Genomic DNA, 15,439 nt, shown 5'->3' on the forward strand with positions numbered 1-15,439 from the left:
ATCAACGGGCGATCGTCTCCTTCACCGTCTCGACGAGCTGCTTGAGGCTGAAGGGCTTGGGCAGGAAGTTGAAATCCTCGCCGTCCGGCAGGTTCTTGCGGAACGCGTCTTCGGCATAGCCGGAGACGAAGATGACCTTGAGGTCCGGGCGGTGCTTGCGCAATTCGCGCAGCAGCGTCGGGCCGTCCATCTCCGGCATCACCACATCGGAGACGACGAGGTCGATGGGCTGGTCGACATCGCTGATGAGGGCCAGGGCGTCGAGGCCGGAGGCCGCTTCCAGCACCGTGTAGCCCCGTGCCGACAGGGCACGGCTGTTGACCGCGCGGACCGGGTCCTCGTCCTCCACCAGCAGGATCACGCCCTGGCCGGTATGATCGGGCGAGGGTTTGCGCGGGGCGGAGGGCCCGGCGCCTCCGGGCTTGTCGAGGTCGCGTGTGCCACGAAGGCGGTTGGCGGCGATCTCGGCGTTGCTCTGCGGGGCAGCGGAGGCCGGTGCGATCTCCGGGACGGGCTCCGCCGCCGGTTCGTGGCGCGGCAGGTAGATGCGGAAGGCCGTGCCGCTGCCCACGGTCGATTGCACGTCGATGGTGCCGCCGCTCTGCTTGATGATGCCGAACACGGTGGAGAGTCCGAGGCCGGTCCCCTTGCCGATGTCCTTCGTGGTGAAGAACGGCTCGAAGATCTTCTCCATCACGTCGGGCGGGATGCCCTCGCCGGTATCGAGCACCTCGATCAGGACATGGTCGCCCGCCGGTGCGCCGGGCCGGCGCTCGGTGTTCTCCAGGCCCTCGAGGATGTTGGCGGTGCGGATGAGCAGGCGGCCGCCATTCGGCATCGCATCGCGGGCGTTGACGGCGAGATTGACGATGACCTGCTCGAACTGGTTCACGTCGGCCTTGATCGGCCAGATGTCGCGCCCGTGCTTGAGGTCGAGGTCGACCCGCTCGCCGAGCAGGCGCTTCAGCAGCAGCGTCAGGTCGGACAGGGCCTCGCCGACATTCATCACCTCCGGGCGCAGGGTCTGGCGCCGGGAGAAGGCCAGCAGCTGCCGCACCAGGCTGGCCGCCCGGTTGGCGTTCTGCTTGATCTGCATGATGTCCTGGAAGGCCGGATCGGTCGGCCTGTGGCTCGCCAGCAGCAGGTCGGAATAGCCGATGATGGCCTGGAGGACGTTGTTGAAATCGTGCGCGATGCCGCCGGCGAGCTGACCCACCGTGTCCATCTTCTGGGTCTGGGCGATCTGCTGTTCGAGTTGGCGCTGCGCCGTTGTGTCGAGGGCATAGAGGATCACGCGCTCGCGGTCGGCGGGCGTGGCCGCATCCGCCGCCGCCGCGGTGTCGCCGCCGGCCGGGCTGAGCCAGACCCGCGCCGAGCGGTTCCCCGGCCCCGCCAGCGCCACCTCGATGGGTTGCACCTCGACGGTGCCGTCGGCGGCTTTCACGAGGGCGCTTTCGAGGGCGGCCCGGTCGCGGTCGACCAGCGCTTCCCACATGGTCGGCTCGGTGCCGAGTTCGCCGCGCCCGTCCGGCACGGCCTGGCGCGGCGTCCCGCCGAACAGCCTGGCGAAGGACGCGTTGGCGCGCGCGATGCGCCCGGTGGGGTCGAGGGTCGCGATGGCGATGGGGCTGTTGTTGAGGAAGCGGGCGAGGCGCACCTCGGCGGCGCGCTGCGGCTCGTCGCTCTCGGCCCCGGCCGAGCGGTTGAGCACGAAGGTGCGCGACGGCCCGGGCTTGCCGTCCTGGCCGAAGGCCACGCGGTGATAGAGCCGGGTCGGCAGGGGCTGGCCGTTGCGGCGGCGCAGGTCGAGGTCGAAGCGGTCCGTGCGGACCTCGCCGGGCAGGCCTTCGGTGGCGGTGAGCACGTCGGCGCTCGGCGCGATCTCGGGAAGGCGCAGCCCGCCCGAGCCCACCGTGGCGAGGTCGTAGCCGAGCCAGAAGGCCAGCGTCGCGTTCATGTAGACGATGGAGCCCGACGGATCGATGGAGAGGAATCCGGCCGGCGCATGATCGAGGTAATCGATCGCGTGCTGAAGCTCCTGGAAGACGTTCTCCTGGCGCTCGCGCTCGTGGGTGATGTCGGTGACCGTCCACAGGGTCGCCGGGAGCCGCGGCCGCTCCACCGCCCGCACGGCGATGCGGAACCAGGCGAAGGCCCGCTCGGTCTCGCCCTGGGGCGGGGGCGCCATGCGGATCTCCTCCACATGGCTGCGCCCGTCATGGGCCGCCTGGGCGAGGCGGTAGACCGCCTCCGACACGTCCGGCGAGCCGACGAAGACCCGCTCCACCGGCTTCAGGTTGGAGAAGGTCTCTCCCCCTGAGATCCGCAGATAGGCCTCGTTGGCGTAGATCAGGCGGCCGCCATCCTCGACCACGATGGCGCCTTCGGGCGAGGCGTCGACGATGGCCTTGGTGATGTCGTCGCGGCCGGTCTGGCCCGAGAGCTGGAGCGCGCCGATCGCCAGGGCGAAGAGGCAGAACACGCCGGCCATGGCGAGCAGGGCGAGAAGCCCCAGGATGAGCGGCTGCGCCTGCTCGTTGGCGACGAAGGACAGGCCCACCGCCGCGCCCACGAGAAGTCCGGCGAGAACCAGGAGCAAACCGACCCGCCCAGGCCTCTCCGACCGGTCGATGGCGCTCGACACCGGTTTCGTTGGTCCGCTCACCTCAGCCATTTCGGCGCCATTCCACCCTCGACCGATCCCGGTTAGCGCCCGGGCCGCGTCTGCAGCAAGGGTATCCTCGGAAGGTCACGGACAAGTCTCGTCAAAAAAGGTGCATAAAGCGTGGCGTTTTCACGCCGCGCGGCGCTTCAGCCGCATGACGAAGCCGATCACCTCGGCCACGGCGCGGTAATGCTCGGCCGGAATCTCGGAATCGATCTCCACCGTGGCGTGGAGCGCCCGCGCCAGCGGCGGGTTCTCGATGACCGGGACGTCATGCTCCTTGGCGACGGCGCGGATGCGCAGAGCCAGGGAGTCGACGCCCTTGGCGACGCAGATCGGTGCCGCCATGCCCGCCTCGTAGCGCAGGGCGACGGCGTAGTGGGTGGGGTTGGTGAGGATGACCGTGGCGGTGGGGACATCCGCCATCATGCGCTTGTTGCCCCGCGCAGCGCGGATCTGCCTCATGCGGCCCTTCACTTCGGGATTGCCCTCGCTCTCCTTGTGCTCCTGCTTCATCTCCTCCTTGGTCATGCGCAGCTTCGAACGCCAGCGGAAGCGCTGGTAGAAGGCGTCGCCCATGGCGATGACGACGAAGATGGCGAGCATGCCGCCCAGAAGCTTGAGGGCGATACCGAGGATCGCGGGCAGCATCGCGGCCGGGTCGAGGCGGGCGAAGACCTCCAGCCGGTCGCGCTCGTTCCACAGGATGGTGCCGGCGACGACCCCCACGAGCATCAGCTTGGCGAGGCCCTTGAGGAACTGGACCAGGGCCTCGACGCCGAAGATGCGCTTGATGCCGGCCAGCGGCGAGATGCGATCGAATTTCGGCATCAGGGCATCGGTGGAGAAGACCAGCGGGTGCTGGACGAGACCGCCGGCGAGGCCCGCGATGACCACGAGGCTGACGGGGATCAGCAGCGCCTGGCCGCAGATCAGCAGCATCCGCATCCCCATTTCGGTATAGGCAGTGGGGTCGGAGGGAACCTGATGCGCGTTCATCAGGAAAGCGCGCAGACTGACGAGGAGGTCCTTGGCGATCGTTCCCGACGCCAGTAGCAGCGCCATCATGAAGGCGGACAGGATGAAGAAGGTGTTAACCTCGATGCTGTTGGCGACGTTGCCCTGCTCGATCGCCTTCTCGACGCGCCGTTGAGTCGGTTCTTCTGTCTTGTCTTCCTGGTCGCTGTCGTCGGACACGGCTCAGCGCTCCCCTGTCCGGCGCATCGTCGGTCCGTTCGACACCGCCTTCATCGCCCGGTCAACTCGCCGAGATAGCGGCCGATATCGTCGAGGAAGACGCTCATCATGATGCCGAGGCTGCCGAACAGGATCAGCATCCCGATGAGCACGGAGGCCGGCACCGCGATGAAGAACACCTGCATCTGCGGCATCAGGCGCGAGAGCACGCCGAGGCCGACGTTGAAGAGGATGCCGAAGGCGATGAACGGCGCCGAGATCTGGACCGCCAGGAGGAAGCCGCGCGCCATCGCCCGGAGCGCGAGCTGGGCCGCCTCGCCCATGGCCAGAACGCCGTTGGGCGGCAGCATCACGTAGCTCCGGCCGATGGCATCGAGGGCCACGTGGTGCAGGTCGGTGGCGAGGATGAGGGTGATGCCGAGCATCATCAGGAAGTTGCCCAAAGCCGCCTGCTGGCCGCCCTGGGTCGGGTCCACGGTCATCGCGTAGGACAGGCCGAGCTGCTGCGAGACGATGACGCCCGTGGTCTGCAAGGCGGCCAGGACCATGCGGACGGTGAGCCCGAGCACGAGCCCGACCAGCAACTCGCCGATGAGGAGCGCGATCAATCCGGGGCCGGCAAGGGCCGCGCCCTGCATCGGCAGCAGCGGGCGCACCATCGGGAACAGGATCAGCGAGACGAGGAGCGCGAAGGCGAGCCGGATGCGCGGCGAGACGGATTGTTCGCCGAGCCCCGGCAGCAGCATCATCAGCGTGCCGATGCGCGCGAAGGTGAGCAGGTAGGCCGCCGCGATACCGGGCAGGAGCAGATTCATGAGTCTGCATAGCAGCGCCCGGCCCGGCGCGTCATCCGCCGGACACGATGCGGGCGGCGATGCGGGTCATGTAGCCGGCCAGGGCGTCGCCCATGAAGGGCAGCATGAACAGGAGCGCCGCGAAGACGGCGACGATCTTGGGTACGTAGATGAGCGTCTGTTCCTGGATCTGCGTCAGCGCCTGGAGCAGCGACACGATGAGGCCGACCACGAGGGCGACGATCATCAGCGGCCCCGCAACCTTGAGGAAGACGTAGATTCCGTCGCGGGAGACGTCGAGGATGGCGAGGCCGGTCATGGAAGTGAGCTCACGGATTGTATCGGGGCGGCGGCGATGTCGGGCGTCAGGCTCATCCGCGCCCCCGTCCCGGGGCGCCGGAGCGGAGGGAAGGCCTCAAAGGTGGGCTCCGGTTCGCCCGCCAGGCTCCGGAGGGCTCCTTCGGGGGGCGCCAACGCGGACACGTCAGGATGAGGAGGCGGGCTGGAGGGAAGACAAGGGCCGTGGCGACTAGATCTGCATCCGCATGATTTCCTCATAGGCGGAGATCACGCGGTCGCGGACGGCGACCAGGGTCTGCAGGGCCGTCTCGCTCTCGGCGACGGCGGTGACCACGTCGACGACGTTGGCCTTGCCCCCCGCCACCGACAGGACCTGGGCATCGGCCTTCGCGCCGCTCTCGCCGATCTTGTCCATGGCCGACGTGAGGAGCGAGGTGAATCCGCCATCCGCCCCCGAGGTCGGGGCGATCCTGGGTGTGCCGCCCTTCATACCGCCGATGTTCTGGACGGCGGCGTAGGCTCCTGCGGCGAAGGCGTTGGTCGGCATGGCGGCGGACTTTCGGGAGAAGAGGAGCGTCAGGCCTTGAGGATGGCGAGGGTGGCGTTGATCATCTTGCGGGTCGCGGTGACCATGTTCAGGTTGGCCTCGTAGGAGCGCTGGGCCTCGCGCATGTCCATGTTCTCGATCAGCCCGTTGACGTTGGGCATCCGCACCTCGCCGCGCGCATCGGCGCTGGGGTTTCCCGGATCGTACTTGGTGCGGAACGGCGAGGGATCCCGCCTCACCCGCCCGGCCTCGACCATCGACGCGCCGGTCTCGCGGTCGATGTGCTGGGTGAAGGTGGGAATCTTGCGCCGGTAGGGCTCGGCGCCGACCCCGCTCGGGGCCGAATCCGCGTTGGCGATGTTCTCGGCGATGATCCGCATCCGGCCCGACTGGGCCTTGAGTCCGGATGCCGCGATGGTCAGGGATTTCAGGAATTCCACGGCGCGTCCTCCGCGAGCTTAAGGGGGGCGGTACGATCAGCGCTTGCCGATGGCGATCTTCAGCTTGTCGAGGCTCTTCTGGTACATCGTCGCGGCGAGCTGATAATCGGCCTGGTTGTCACCGGCCTTCATCATCTCCTCCTCGAGATTGACCCCGTTCCCGCTCGGCCTGATCTCGAACCCGTTGAACCGGCGCGGTTCCGCGCCCGGGCCTTCGGGGCCGCCGTTGAGGGCGGTGTGAGCCGGGCTGGTGACGGCCAGGCCCGAATTGCCGCCCGTGGATCCGGATGGCTGGGCGAGGTCGCTGGTCCCGACGCCGAAGCTGGGGCTCGCGAGATCGCGCGGCTTGAAACCCGGCAGGTCGGCGTTGGCGACGTTCTCCGCAAGCAGCTTCTGGCGCGTCTGATGCCACTGCATCCGGGTGCGAAGCATGGAGAGGATGGGAAGATCGGTGACGGACACGGTGATCGGAGCCCCTCGGCGCCGCCGGACGACTCCGGAGCGGTGGGCAAAATCTGCCGCCTCTATGGTTAACGTTCGGTTAAGAGCCTGTTTGCCAGCAGCGGATGCTCGGCGCGGAAGTTGCCTGTTAACGAACTCTTAACGTTATTGCCTACGGCCGCCCCGACCGTGATATCAAGATGGTCTGTGCTGCGTAGGGCCTCCGGCCCGAAACCCGAAAGAGCCCGATCTTGTCAGCGTTCTTCAATTCGGACGGCTCCTTTCCGCTCCAGTTCCTGATCATTTTCGCCGTCATCTTCGCGGTTCTGGCTGCCATCGTCCTGGTCTTCCGGCGGTTCTCGGGCAGGGGCATGGCCCTGTCGAAATCCGGGCCGCGCGGCCGTCAGCCCCGTCTCGGCATCGTCGACATCTACGAACTCGACCGGCAGCGGCAGCTGATCCTGCTGCGCCGGGACAATGTCGAGCATCTGCTCCTCGTGGGCGGTCCCAACGACGTCATCGTGGAGCGCAACATCCACCGAGGCGCCGGTGCGCGGCTTCCCCTCGACGAGGCGGCCAGGGTCGAGTCGCTCCTCGAAGAGCCGGTCTTCGAGCCGGCGCGGCCAGCCGATCCGCCCGCGCCGGCCGCTCCGCCGGTCATGCAGCCTCCCATCTTCGACGAGCCCAGGGCGCCGGCCCCGGAGCCGGCTGCGGTCGTCAACCCGCCCGCCGAGCCGCGTGGCGATGTCCCCCCCGAGACGAAGCCGGCTTCCCGCTTCACGAAGGCCGATATGCTCGCGGCAAAGGCGGCGCGGCGCAGCCCGCCCCCGCTGGCCAACCTGAAGCCCGAAACCCCGGACCGGCCCCGGCCGACTGACACCCGGCCGGACGCGGCCGCCGAACCGACCGTCCCTGCCGTGGAGCTTCCGAAGCAAGCCTCAGTCCCGGAGGCCCCACCCGCCCCGGTCCCGCCCGCTCCGGTCCCTCCCGCCGTGATCGAGGCGCCGGGTCTCGAGAAGGCGGCCCGGCCACAACCTGCGATCAAACCCGTGCCGGTGGCGGAGCAGGCTCCCGCGGTTCCGCCGCCCCTGGTCCGCCCGACGAGTTCCCGTCCCGTGGACGCGGCCATCCTGTCGGACATGGCACGGCAGCTCGAGGAGGCCCTGCGTCGGCCATCGGCCGCGATCTCCCCGTCTTCCCAGGCCATTCCCGCGACACCGCCCACGACACCGCCGAAGACGCCCCTCGTCGAGCCTTCCGTCGCGGCAAAGCCCGAACCGCGTCCCGAACCCGCTGCTGCCGAGACGGCGAAGGCGGACCAGCCGATCGACCCGATGGCGGCCGCCATGGCCGCGCCTTCGGACAGCGTCCCGGACGAGGCGCCCACTCCGAAGGCCCAGCCGGTGACGGCGCAGCCCGCTCCCGCCGGACCGGTATTCGCCGAAACCGGGCCGAGCGAGGCCGCACGGCGCGAACCGGCGTCAACGGCTCCGGACGAGTTCCTTCCGGCCCCGCCGCCTCCGCCGATCCCGCAGACGGTGCCTGCCCCGAGCCGGACCGCGCCCGCGAGCCAGAATCCCTTCTCGGTGGAGGAGATCGAGGCTGAGTTCGCACGGCTGCTGGGACGCCCCCTCGATCGGAAGGGCTGAGAGGGTCGCGGCTACTCCGCGGCGGAGCGTGACGGAAAGCCCTTTCCGTCATTGGCGAGTGCCGTCGGCAGGGCGAAGCCTCCCTCCGAGGGTTCGTCCTTCCGCCCGATGAAGCGAGCGAAGATCCGGACGAAAAAGCGCGACAGGTCGTCGACCAGGACGAAGATCGCCGGCACGAAGATCAGGGAGAGGCCGGTCGAGACGATGAGGCCGCCGATGACCGCGACCGCCATGGGTGCGCGGAATTCGCCGCCGATGCCGAGCGCCATGGCCGATGGCACCATGCCCGCCGCCATGGCGATGGTGGTCATGACGATGGGCCGCGCGCGCTTGCGCCCGGCGTCGATGATGGCGGTGGCGCGGTCGACGCCCCGTGCCATCTCCTCGATGGCGAAATCCACCAGCATGATCGCGTTCTTGGTGACCACGCCCATGAGCATCAGGATGCCGATCACCACCGGCATCGAGATCGGCATGTGGAAGATCAGCAGCCCGAGGATCGCGCCGCCGATGGACAGAGGCAGCGAGAACAGGATGGTGAGCGGCTGAAGGAAGTTGCCGAACAGCAGCACCAGCACGCCGAACACCATCATGAGGCCGGCGCCCATGGCGAGGGCGAACCCTTCGAACACCTCGCCCATGATCTCGGCGTCGCCGGTCTGGCTGATGGCGATGCCCGGCGGCAGGTTCTTCGCGGTCGGCAGCGCCATCACCGATTCGATCAGGGTGCCCAGCGCGTCCGAGCCCTCCATGTCGGCCTCCAGGGCCACGCGGATCGAACGGTCGTAGCGGTCGATGGCCGTGGGGCCGCGACCGAGGCTGAGATCGGCCACCGTGGAGAGGGGAACGGAGGCGCCCCCCTTCACCGGGACCTTCAGGCTCTCCAGTTGGGACAGGTCTCCGCGCAGGGCGAGGGGAAGCTGCACCCGGATCGGCACCTGCCGGTCGACGGCGTTGAACTTGGCGAGGTTGGCGCCGATGTCGCCGATCGTTCCCACCCGCACGGTCTCGGCGATGAGATCCGTGGAGACGCCGAGATCGGCCGCGACGCCGGCCTTCGGGCGGATGCGGATCTCGGTGCGGTCGAGGGGGGCGGTGGAGAGCACGTTGACGAGGTGGGGCACTGCGGCCACCTCGCGCTGCAGCCGTGCCGCCGTCTCCGAGACCAGACGCAGGTCCGGTCCCGAGACGATGAGCGCGAGATCGCGCTGGCCGCTGTCGCGCAGGGACCAGAACCGGATGTCCGGCTCTTCCCGCAGGATCGCGCCGATGACCTTGTCGAGCTGCTTCTGGGTGCGGTGGCGCGCGTTCTTCGGCGTCAGGTTGATGGTGAAGCTCGCGAGCCGCACCTCCTTCTTGGCCGGCAACTGGCGTCCGCCATCCACGAATACGCTGCGGACTTCGGGCAGGGCCTTGATCCTGTCGACGATGCCGTCGGTGACGCGGGTGGTGTCGGCGAGGCGGGCGCCGGGCGGCAGTTCGACCACGAAGATCGTCCGCGCCGCATCCTCGGCGGGGAGGAAGCCGGCGGGCAGCAGCCCGGTGGACATGATCGACCCGGCAAAGCAGGCGAGCCCCACCACGAGGGTGATGAACTTGTGCCGCACCGACCACGCGACCACGCGGGTATAGGCCCGCATGACCGGCCCCTCGCGCTCGTGGTCCGGTCCGTGATCGCGCAGGAAATAGGCGGCGAGCAGCGGCGTGATCAGGCGCGCCACCAGCAACGACATGAACACGGCCGCCGCGATGGTGAGGCCGAACTGCTTGAAATACTGGCCGGCGATGCCGCTCATGAAGGAGACCGGCGCGAAGATGGCGATGATCGTCGCCGTGATCGCGATGACCGCGAGGCCGATCTCGTCGGCGGCCTCCAGCGCCGCCCGGTAGGCGGATTTCCCCATCCGCATGTGCCGGACGATGTTCTCGATCTCGACGATGGCGTCGTCCACCAGGATGCCGGTGACGAGGGTGATGGCGAGCAGGCTGACGGCGTTGAGCGAGAAGCCGAGGGTGCTCATCACCCAGAAGGTCGGCAGCACCGAGAGCGGCAGCGCGATCGAGGCGATGAGCGTCGCCCGCCAGTCCCGCAGGAAGAGGAACACCACGATGACGGCCAGCGCCGCGCCCTCGATGAGGCTCAGCATCGCCGAATGGTAGTTGCCCACCGTGTTGATGACGGAGGTGTCGATCAGGTCGAACCGGACACCGGGATTCTTCGCCGCGAGATCGGCGATCTTGCGCGCCACGGCGCTGGCGACCTCGGCATCGCTGGCGCCCGTCGCCCGCGAGATCGCGAAGGCGACAACCGGCTCCCCGTTGAAGCGCGCGAAGGTGCGCGGCTCCTCCGAGCCGTCCACCAGCGTCGCCAGCTCGTCAAGGCGGACCTTGCGGTTGCCCGGCACGATGATCGACGTCTGGGCCAGAGTGTCGAGGCTGGCGGCGCCGGCCAGGGTCCGGATCGACTGTTCCTGGCCGCCGAGTTCGCCGCGTCCGCCCGCCATGTCAGCCGAGGTGAGGCGGAGCTGCCGGTTCACGTCCGCCGCGGTGATGCCCAGCGCCAGCAGGCGGTCGGGTTTGAGCGTCACGCGGATCTCGCGCGCGACGCCGCCCAGGCGCTCGACGCCGCCGACGCCCTTCACCCCCTGGACCTGCCGGGCGATCACGTCGTCGATGAGCCAGGACAGGTCTTCCGGCGTCATGGCCGGGGCGGAGGCGCCATAGACCATGATCGGCAGGCCGGCGATCTCCACGCGGCTGATGATCGGCTCGTCGATGGTGCGCGGCAGGGTCACCCGCACCTTGGCGATGGCGTCCTTCACGTCGTTGACGGCGCGGTCCACGTTCACTTCGAGGCGGAACTCGATGGTGGTGGCGGAGACGCCCTCCGAGATCGTCGAGATGATGTGCTTGACGCCTTTCACCCCGGCGACGGCATCCTCCACCACCTTCGTCACCTGGGTCTGCAGCTCGGAGGGAGCCGCGCCGGCCTGGGTTACCTGGATCGCCACGATCGGGATGTCGATGTTCGGGAATTGCGTGATCGGCAGCGACCGGAAGCTCACGAGCCCGAGGATCATCAGGACGAGGAACAGCACGATGGAGGTGATCGGCTTGCGGATCGCCCAGGCTGAAATGTTGAGGCGCATGTCGGTGCGGTCCGGTTCTCAGCGCGGGGTCGCGGTGGCGGCCGCGTCGGCCATCGGTTGCACCGGCCGCACCCGGTCGCCATGGCGCAGAAAGCTGCTGGCCCGTGCGACGACGGCCTCGCCGGCTTTCAACCCCTCCCGGATCTCCATGAAACCGTCGGTCGCGAGGCCGGCTGTGACCTTGCGGGCCTCGACCGTGCCGTCCTCCACGACATAGACGAGGGCCGAGCCGTCGATCCCGTAGAGAAGCGCGGAGAGGGGAACGGCCACGGAGTCCCGCCGTGCCACTTCGACCTTGCCGCGGGCGAAGGCGCCGATGCGCAGGGACGGGTCGCGGTCGAGGCTGATGCGGATCTTGCCGAGGCGCGTCAGCCGGTCGATCTCGGGGTCGATCCGTCGGACCTTCCCCGTCACCAGCCGGCCCTGCTCGGCCTCGAGGCGCACGGCGTCGCCGCGCTTGATCCGAGGCATCCATGTCTCCGGCACCTCGCCTTCGAGTTCGATCTCGCCACGGGCGATGAGCCGGAACAGCGGTTCGCCCGTGGACGTCGCCGCCGCGCCGATCCGGGCGGTGCGGCGGCTGACGATGCCGCCGTCGGGGGCCTTGATGTCGGTGCGTGCGCGCTTGAGGGCGATCTCGTTGCTCTGCGCCCGCGCCGCCGCGAGATCGGCCTCGGCGAGTTGCAGGCCGCCCTTCGCGGCGGCGAGCCTGCCTTCGCCGCCCTGAGCGGCCGAGACCCGCTGTTCCAGCACCGCCGCCGTGGCGTTCCCGGTCTTGAGGAGGGAGCGGGCGCGCTCCAGCGAGAGGTTGGCCTCGGTCTGCGCCGCCTCGGACTGGACGATCTGGCTGCGGGCCTGGACGATCGCCGCCTGGGCCTTGGCGATGGCGGCGGCGTTGGCCGCTTCCTGCGTCGCGATCATCTCCAGGGAAAGTCGGGCCAGGACCTGCCCCTTCTCGACCTCGGCGCCCTCCTCCACCAGCAATTCGGTGATGCGGTAGCCCTCGATCTCCGGCGCCACCAGGATCTCGTCACGCGGAACCAGGGTGCCGGTGACCACCGCCTCCTCGACGATCTCGCGGTTGGCGGCCGGCACGATGGTCACCGCCGGTGCGGGCGCGGTGGACCCGCTCGCCGGCGGGGTCTCCGCCGCGTGGATCATCTGGGTCGACACGAGGAGCGGCAGGATCGCGAAAAGCCGAAGCAGGCGCATGACGAGGTGGCTCACCGTTCGGCGGATCGATCTGGACGACATCGTCGGCGCGACGCCGCTCCATACGGTCCTGCAGTGCGACACCGGCGTTTTCGTGACGTTATGGTCTCGCTCCGCTCGATCCCCGCCCGGGCGATCCGCCGACCTGTGCCGGCGGCCGGATCCCCGGGATGACGTCAGGGCCTTTCGGCGAAAGCCTTCTCAAGGAATCTCGCAGCCGAGAGCGCCCGCGCATCGTCGCCGAAACGGGCGATGACCTGAACCCCGATCGGTGGCCCCTCCCCCGGCACGGGGACGGTGACGCAGGGCACGCCCATCATCGTCCAGAGCCGGTTGAAGCGGGAATCGCCGGTGGACGCGTATCCCTCCGGTGCATGGCCCGGGGCGGAAACCGTCAGCAGGACATCGATGTCGGAATGGCGCAGGATGTCCCGCAGGCTCCGCCTGGCGTGATGCGCCACGCGCCGGGCGGCGTCGTAGGCCGCGGCCTCGATGGTCCGGGCCTCGTCGAGATGGGCGCGCAGGAGCGGCGGCAGGGCGGCGCGATGGGCTTCGTACTCCCAGGCGAGGGCCTGCGCGGATTCGAAATCCTGGATCGTCGCGTGCTCGTCGAAGGCGTGGCGGAACTCGTCGGGCAGCGTGAAGGTGCGGATGCCGGCACCCGCCGCCTCCGCCATCGCCCGCGCCCGGTCGAGGGCCTGCAGGGCCTCGTGTTCGGCAGCCTCGCAATATTCCGGGACGAGGAGCCCGATCCGCGGCACCGAGGCCGGCTGGTCGATTTCCGGCCGGCCGGCGATGAGGGCGAGGGCACGGGCGGCGTCGGCCGCGCTGGCGGCAAACAGGCCGAGCGTGTCGAGGGTCCAGGAGAAGCACTTCACCCCCACCGTCGGCAGCAGCCGGAACGACGGTTTCACGCCGACCACGCCGCAGAAGGCCGCCGGCCGGATCACCGAGCCGCCGGTCTGGGTTCCCAGCGCCAGCGGCAGCATGCCCGCGGCCACCGCCGCCGCCGAACCGGCGGACGATCCACCCGGCGTCCGGCCGGGCGCACGGGGATTGCGGGTCTCGGTGGGGTCGATGAAGGCGAAAGCGGTCGTGGTGGTCTTGGCCAGGGGCACCGCGCCGAGGCGCTTCAACCGCGCCACGATGGGGGCGTCGGCGCGCGGCTGCCAGCCCGCGTAGATCGACGACCCCATCTGCGTCGGCAGGTGGGCGGTGTCGATGATGTCCTTGATGCCCACCGCGATGCCGGCGAGCGGCCCCGTATCGGGGACGTGCGGATCGGGATCGGTCGCCACGAAGGCGCGGACGGAGGGCTCGTGCTCGGCCATCGCCTCGCGGGTCAGCGCCACCGCCTGCGCGGGGGTGAGCGACCCCGCCTCGATACGCGAGCGCGTGGACAGGAGCGAGAGCATCGTCATCGGGTGGCTCGCGGGGCACGGGTAAGGGGAAGCGGCCGGCGCGATCCGGGAGGGGCCGCCGAGGGCGTCTCCGACCGCTTGTTCGAAGTGTCGAGGTGATGGCAGGTACGCCGGGGGACGTCCAGCCTGGCGCCGTTTCGGCGGGCGCCGAGCTTGAAACGTCCGACGGGGTCTTTCATTGCCGCTCGGCTTTGGTCTCTCTCGTGCATGGCGATGTCGTCTTCGGCGGACGACGACGGACAGCGTGCCGGCGGCACGGCCGTGACCGAAGCGCTGCGAGAGAGGAATGTAGTGGGCGATGGCGGGAGTTGAGACGCAGGCGGCCAAGGATCGCGTGGGGATGATGTGTCAGTCCCTGCGCCGGGCCATCGTCGAGCGTGCGCTGGCGCCCGGTGATCGCCTGCCGGAGGATGCCCTGGGCGAGCGCTTCGGCGTGAGCCGCACCATCGCGCGGCAGGTCCTGGGGCAGCTCGCCGGCGAGGGGCTGGTGGAACTCCGTCGCAACCGGATCGCCATCGTGGCAACGCCGAGCTGGGAAGAGGCGCGCGACACGTTCGAGGTCCGCATCTCCCTCGAACGCCTCGTGGTCCAGCGCCTGGCCGGTCGCCTCACCTCCGAGCAGGAAGCGATCCTGCTGGCCCATATCGACGAGGAGGACGCGGTTCGCGGCGGACCCGAAGCTCCATCGATCCGCCTCGCCACCGAGTTTCACCTGCTGCTGGCACGGATGACCGGCAGCCCGGTCCTCGTCCGCTACGTGGCCGAACTCGGCTATCGCTGCGCGCTGACGCTCTCGCTCTACAGCCGGCCGCATTCGTCCGATTGCGCCGTCAACGAACACCGCGAGATCGTGGCGGCGCTGATGGCCGGCGACGTCGACCGGGCGACCCACCTGATGGATCACCACCTCGATGCCGTCGCGGTGCGCGCGCATATCGTCGCCGAGCCGCCGCGCGAGCGGGATCTCAGCCGGGTCCTGGCGCCCTACGTCACCGAGAAGAGTCCTCTGCGGCGCCGAGCCGGGTGATGGCGACCGAGGAAAAGGCTGCCCCGATTTGTCAGGCGGCCTCCGGCTCGAACGGCGTGATCCTCTCGATATCGGCGCCTCTCTCCTAAGAATGCGACACGACTTCGAACCGCTTCTGCAGGTTGATCCGAAGGTCTGGACTGGTCCTGAAGAATCGCCCGAGCCGCAGGGCCGATCCTTTCCCCTGCCGCCTCGACACGACGTTCACGGCGGCGCTGCATGACGTCGCCGAACGGCCAGCCTTAATCTCTCGGCAACCCTGAACGCCTAGGCCCCTCTCCTCGGACCGTCGGCCCTGACAGGAGAAGCCCGCCTTGCGCGAACCGTTCGTTCCCGATGCGCTGGCCGAGCGGCTGCGAGCCAAGCGGCGCAATACGAGGCCGGTGGCGGCCCTGGTCTGCGAGCCCGCCAAGCCCGTCTTCGCCGAGTTGCTCGATGGGCGCGGGCATGGCACCGGGCAGTTCGTCCGGCTGTCTCAGGGCATGGTGGAGCGTATCGCGCGGGCGATGCGCGACGGGGTGGTCGGCGCAGGGGCCTGACCGTCCGGGCGAGCCCGCATCCCGGCGGGCGGTGTTCCGGTTCGGCGCGAACGGCCCT

The 15,439-nt window shown here is 69.3% G+C and carries 13 protein-coding genes; 3 read left to right on the forward strand and 10 right to left on the reverse strand.

The genetic code is table 11. The features are described from left to right. Nucleotide 1: 1 nt before the first annotated feature. The 7 genes from cckA to flgB all read right to left on the reverse strand — a co-directional run bounded on the left by cckA (nt 2) and on the right by flgB (nt 6,405). Nucleotides 2-2,674, reverse strand: a complete 2,673-nt coding sequence (cckA, locus tag MKK51_RS07295) for a cell cycle histidine kinase CckA (RefSeq protein ID WP_243975997.1) — start codon at nt 2,672-2,674, stop codon at nt 2-4. 120 nt (nt 2,675-2,794) lie between these two features. Then, entirely contained in the window at nt 2,795-3,862 is a 1,068-nt protein-coding gene (gene flhB, locus MKK51_RS07300; RefSeq protein WP_243975998.1) for a flagellar biosynthesis protein FlhB, read from the reverse strand. Between the two features lie 50 nt (nt 3,863-3,912). Next, the gene (gene fliR / locus MKK51_RS07305; RefSeq protein WP_243975999.1) at nt 3,913-4,677 is read right to left on the reverse strand and encodes a flagellar biosynthetic protein FliR; all 765 of its coding nucleotides are present in this window, start codon (nt 4,675-4,677) and stop codon (nt 3,913-3,915) included. A gap of 31 nt (nt 4,678-4,708) precedes the next feature. Further along, the gene (gene fliQ / locus MKK51_RS07310) at nt 4,709-4,975 is read right to left on the reverse strand and encodes a flagellar biosynthesis protein FliQ (protein ID WP_243976000.1); all 267 of its coding nucleotides are present in this window, start codon (nt 4,973-4,975) and stop codon (nt 4,709-4,711) included. Nucleotides 4,976-5,185: 210 nt separating this feature from the next. Further along, nucleotides 5,186-5,503 carry a flagellar hook-basal body complex protein FliE gene (gene fliE, locus MKK51_RS07315; RefSeq protein ID WP_243976001.1) on the reverse strand — a complete coding sequence of 106 codons (318 nt, stop codon included), beginning with the start codon at nt 5,501-5,503 and terminating at the stop codon, nt 5,186-5,188. 29 nt (nt 5,504-5,532) lie between these two features. Next, nucleotides 5,533-5,943 (reverse strand): flagellar basal body rod protein FlgC, encoded by a 411-nt coding sequence (gene flgC / locus MKK51_RS07320; RefSeq protein ID WP_056252364.1) that lies wholly within the window; start codon nt 5,941-5,943, stop codon nt 5,533-5,535. A 36-nt stretch (nt 5,944-5,979) separates the two neighbouring features. Further along, entirely contained in the window at nt 5,980-6,405 is a 426-nt protein-coding gene (flgB, locus tag MKK51_RS07325; RefSeq protein WP_243976002.1) for a flagellar basal body rod protein FlgB, read from the reverse strand. 230 nt (nt 6,406-6,635) lie between these two features. Between flgB and MKK51_RS07330 the strand changes: the two genes are divergently transcribed. Continuing rightward, nucleotides 6,636-8,033, forward strand: a complete 1,398-nt coding sequence (locus tag MKK51_RS07330; protein WP_243976004.1) for a hypothetical protein — start codon at nt 6,636-6,638, stop codon at nt 8,031-8,033. A gap of 11 nt (nt 8,034-8,044) precedes the next feature. Here the strand turns inward: MKK51_RS07330 and MKK51_RS07335 are convergent, their stop codons facing one another. The 3 genes from MKK51_RS07335 to MKK51_RS07345 form a co-directional block, all read right to left on the reverse strand. Next, complete coding sequence (locus MKK51_RS07335; RefSeq protein WP_243976005.1) at nt 8,045-11,182, reverse strand: efflux RND transporter permease subunit; 3,138 nt, start codon at nt 11,180-11,182, stop codon at nt 8,045-8,047. An 18-nt stretch (nt 11,183-11,200) separates the two neighbouring features. Further along, a complete protein-coding gene (locus tag MKK51_RS07340; protein ID WP_243976060.1) occupies nt 11,201-12,394 on the reverse strand; it encodes an efflux RND transporter periplasmic adaptor subunit in 1,194 nt (397 codons plus the stop codon). 176 nt (nt 12,395-12,570) lie between these two features. Beyond that, nucleotides 12,571-13,809, reverse strand: coding sequence for an amidase (locus MKK51_RS07345; RefSeq protein ID WP_243976061.1), 1,239 nt, complete (start codon nt 13,807-13,809; stop codon nt 12,571-12,573). Nucleotides 13,810-14,113: 304 nt separating this feature from the next. Between MKK51_RS07345 and MKK51_RS07350 the strand changes: the two genes are divergently transcribed. After that, on the forward strand, nt 14,114-14,842 hold the full coding sequence (locus MKK51_RS07350) for a GntR family transcriptional regulator (protein ID WP_243976006.1): 729 nt from the start codon (nt 14,114-14,116) through the stop codon (nt 14,840-14,842). Between the two features lie 314 nt (nt 14,843-15,156). Next, nucleotides 15,157-15,381, forward strand: coding sequence for a hypothetical protein (locus tag MKK51_RS07355; RefSeq protein ID WP_243976007.1), 225 nt, complete (start codon nt 15,157-15,159; stop codon nt 15,379-15,381). Nucleotides 15,382-15,439: the final 58 nt, after the last annotated feature.

The sequence above is a fragment of the Methylobacterium sp. E-045 genome (genome assembly GCF_022829685.1).
In the GTDB taxonomy this organism is placed as follows: domain Bacteria; phylum Pseudomonadota; class Alphaproteobacteria; order Rhizobiales; family Beijerinckiaceae; genus Methylobacterium.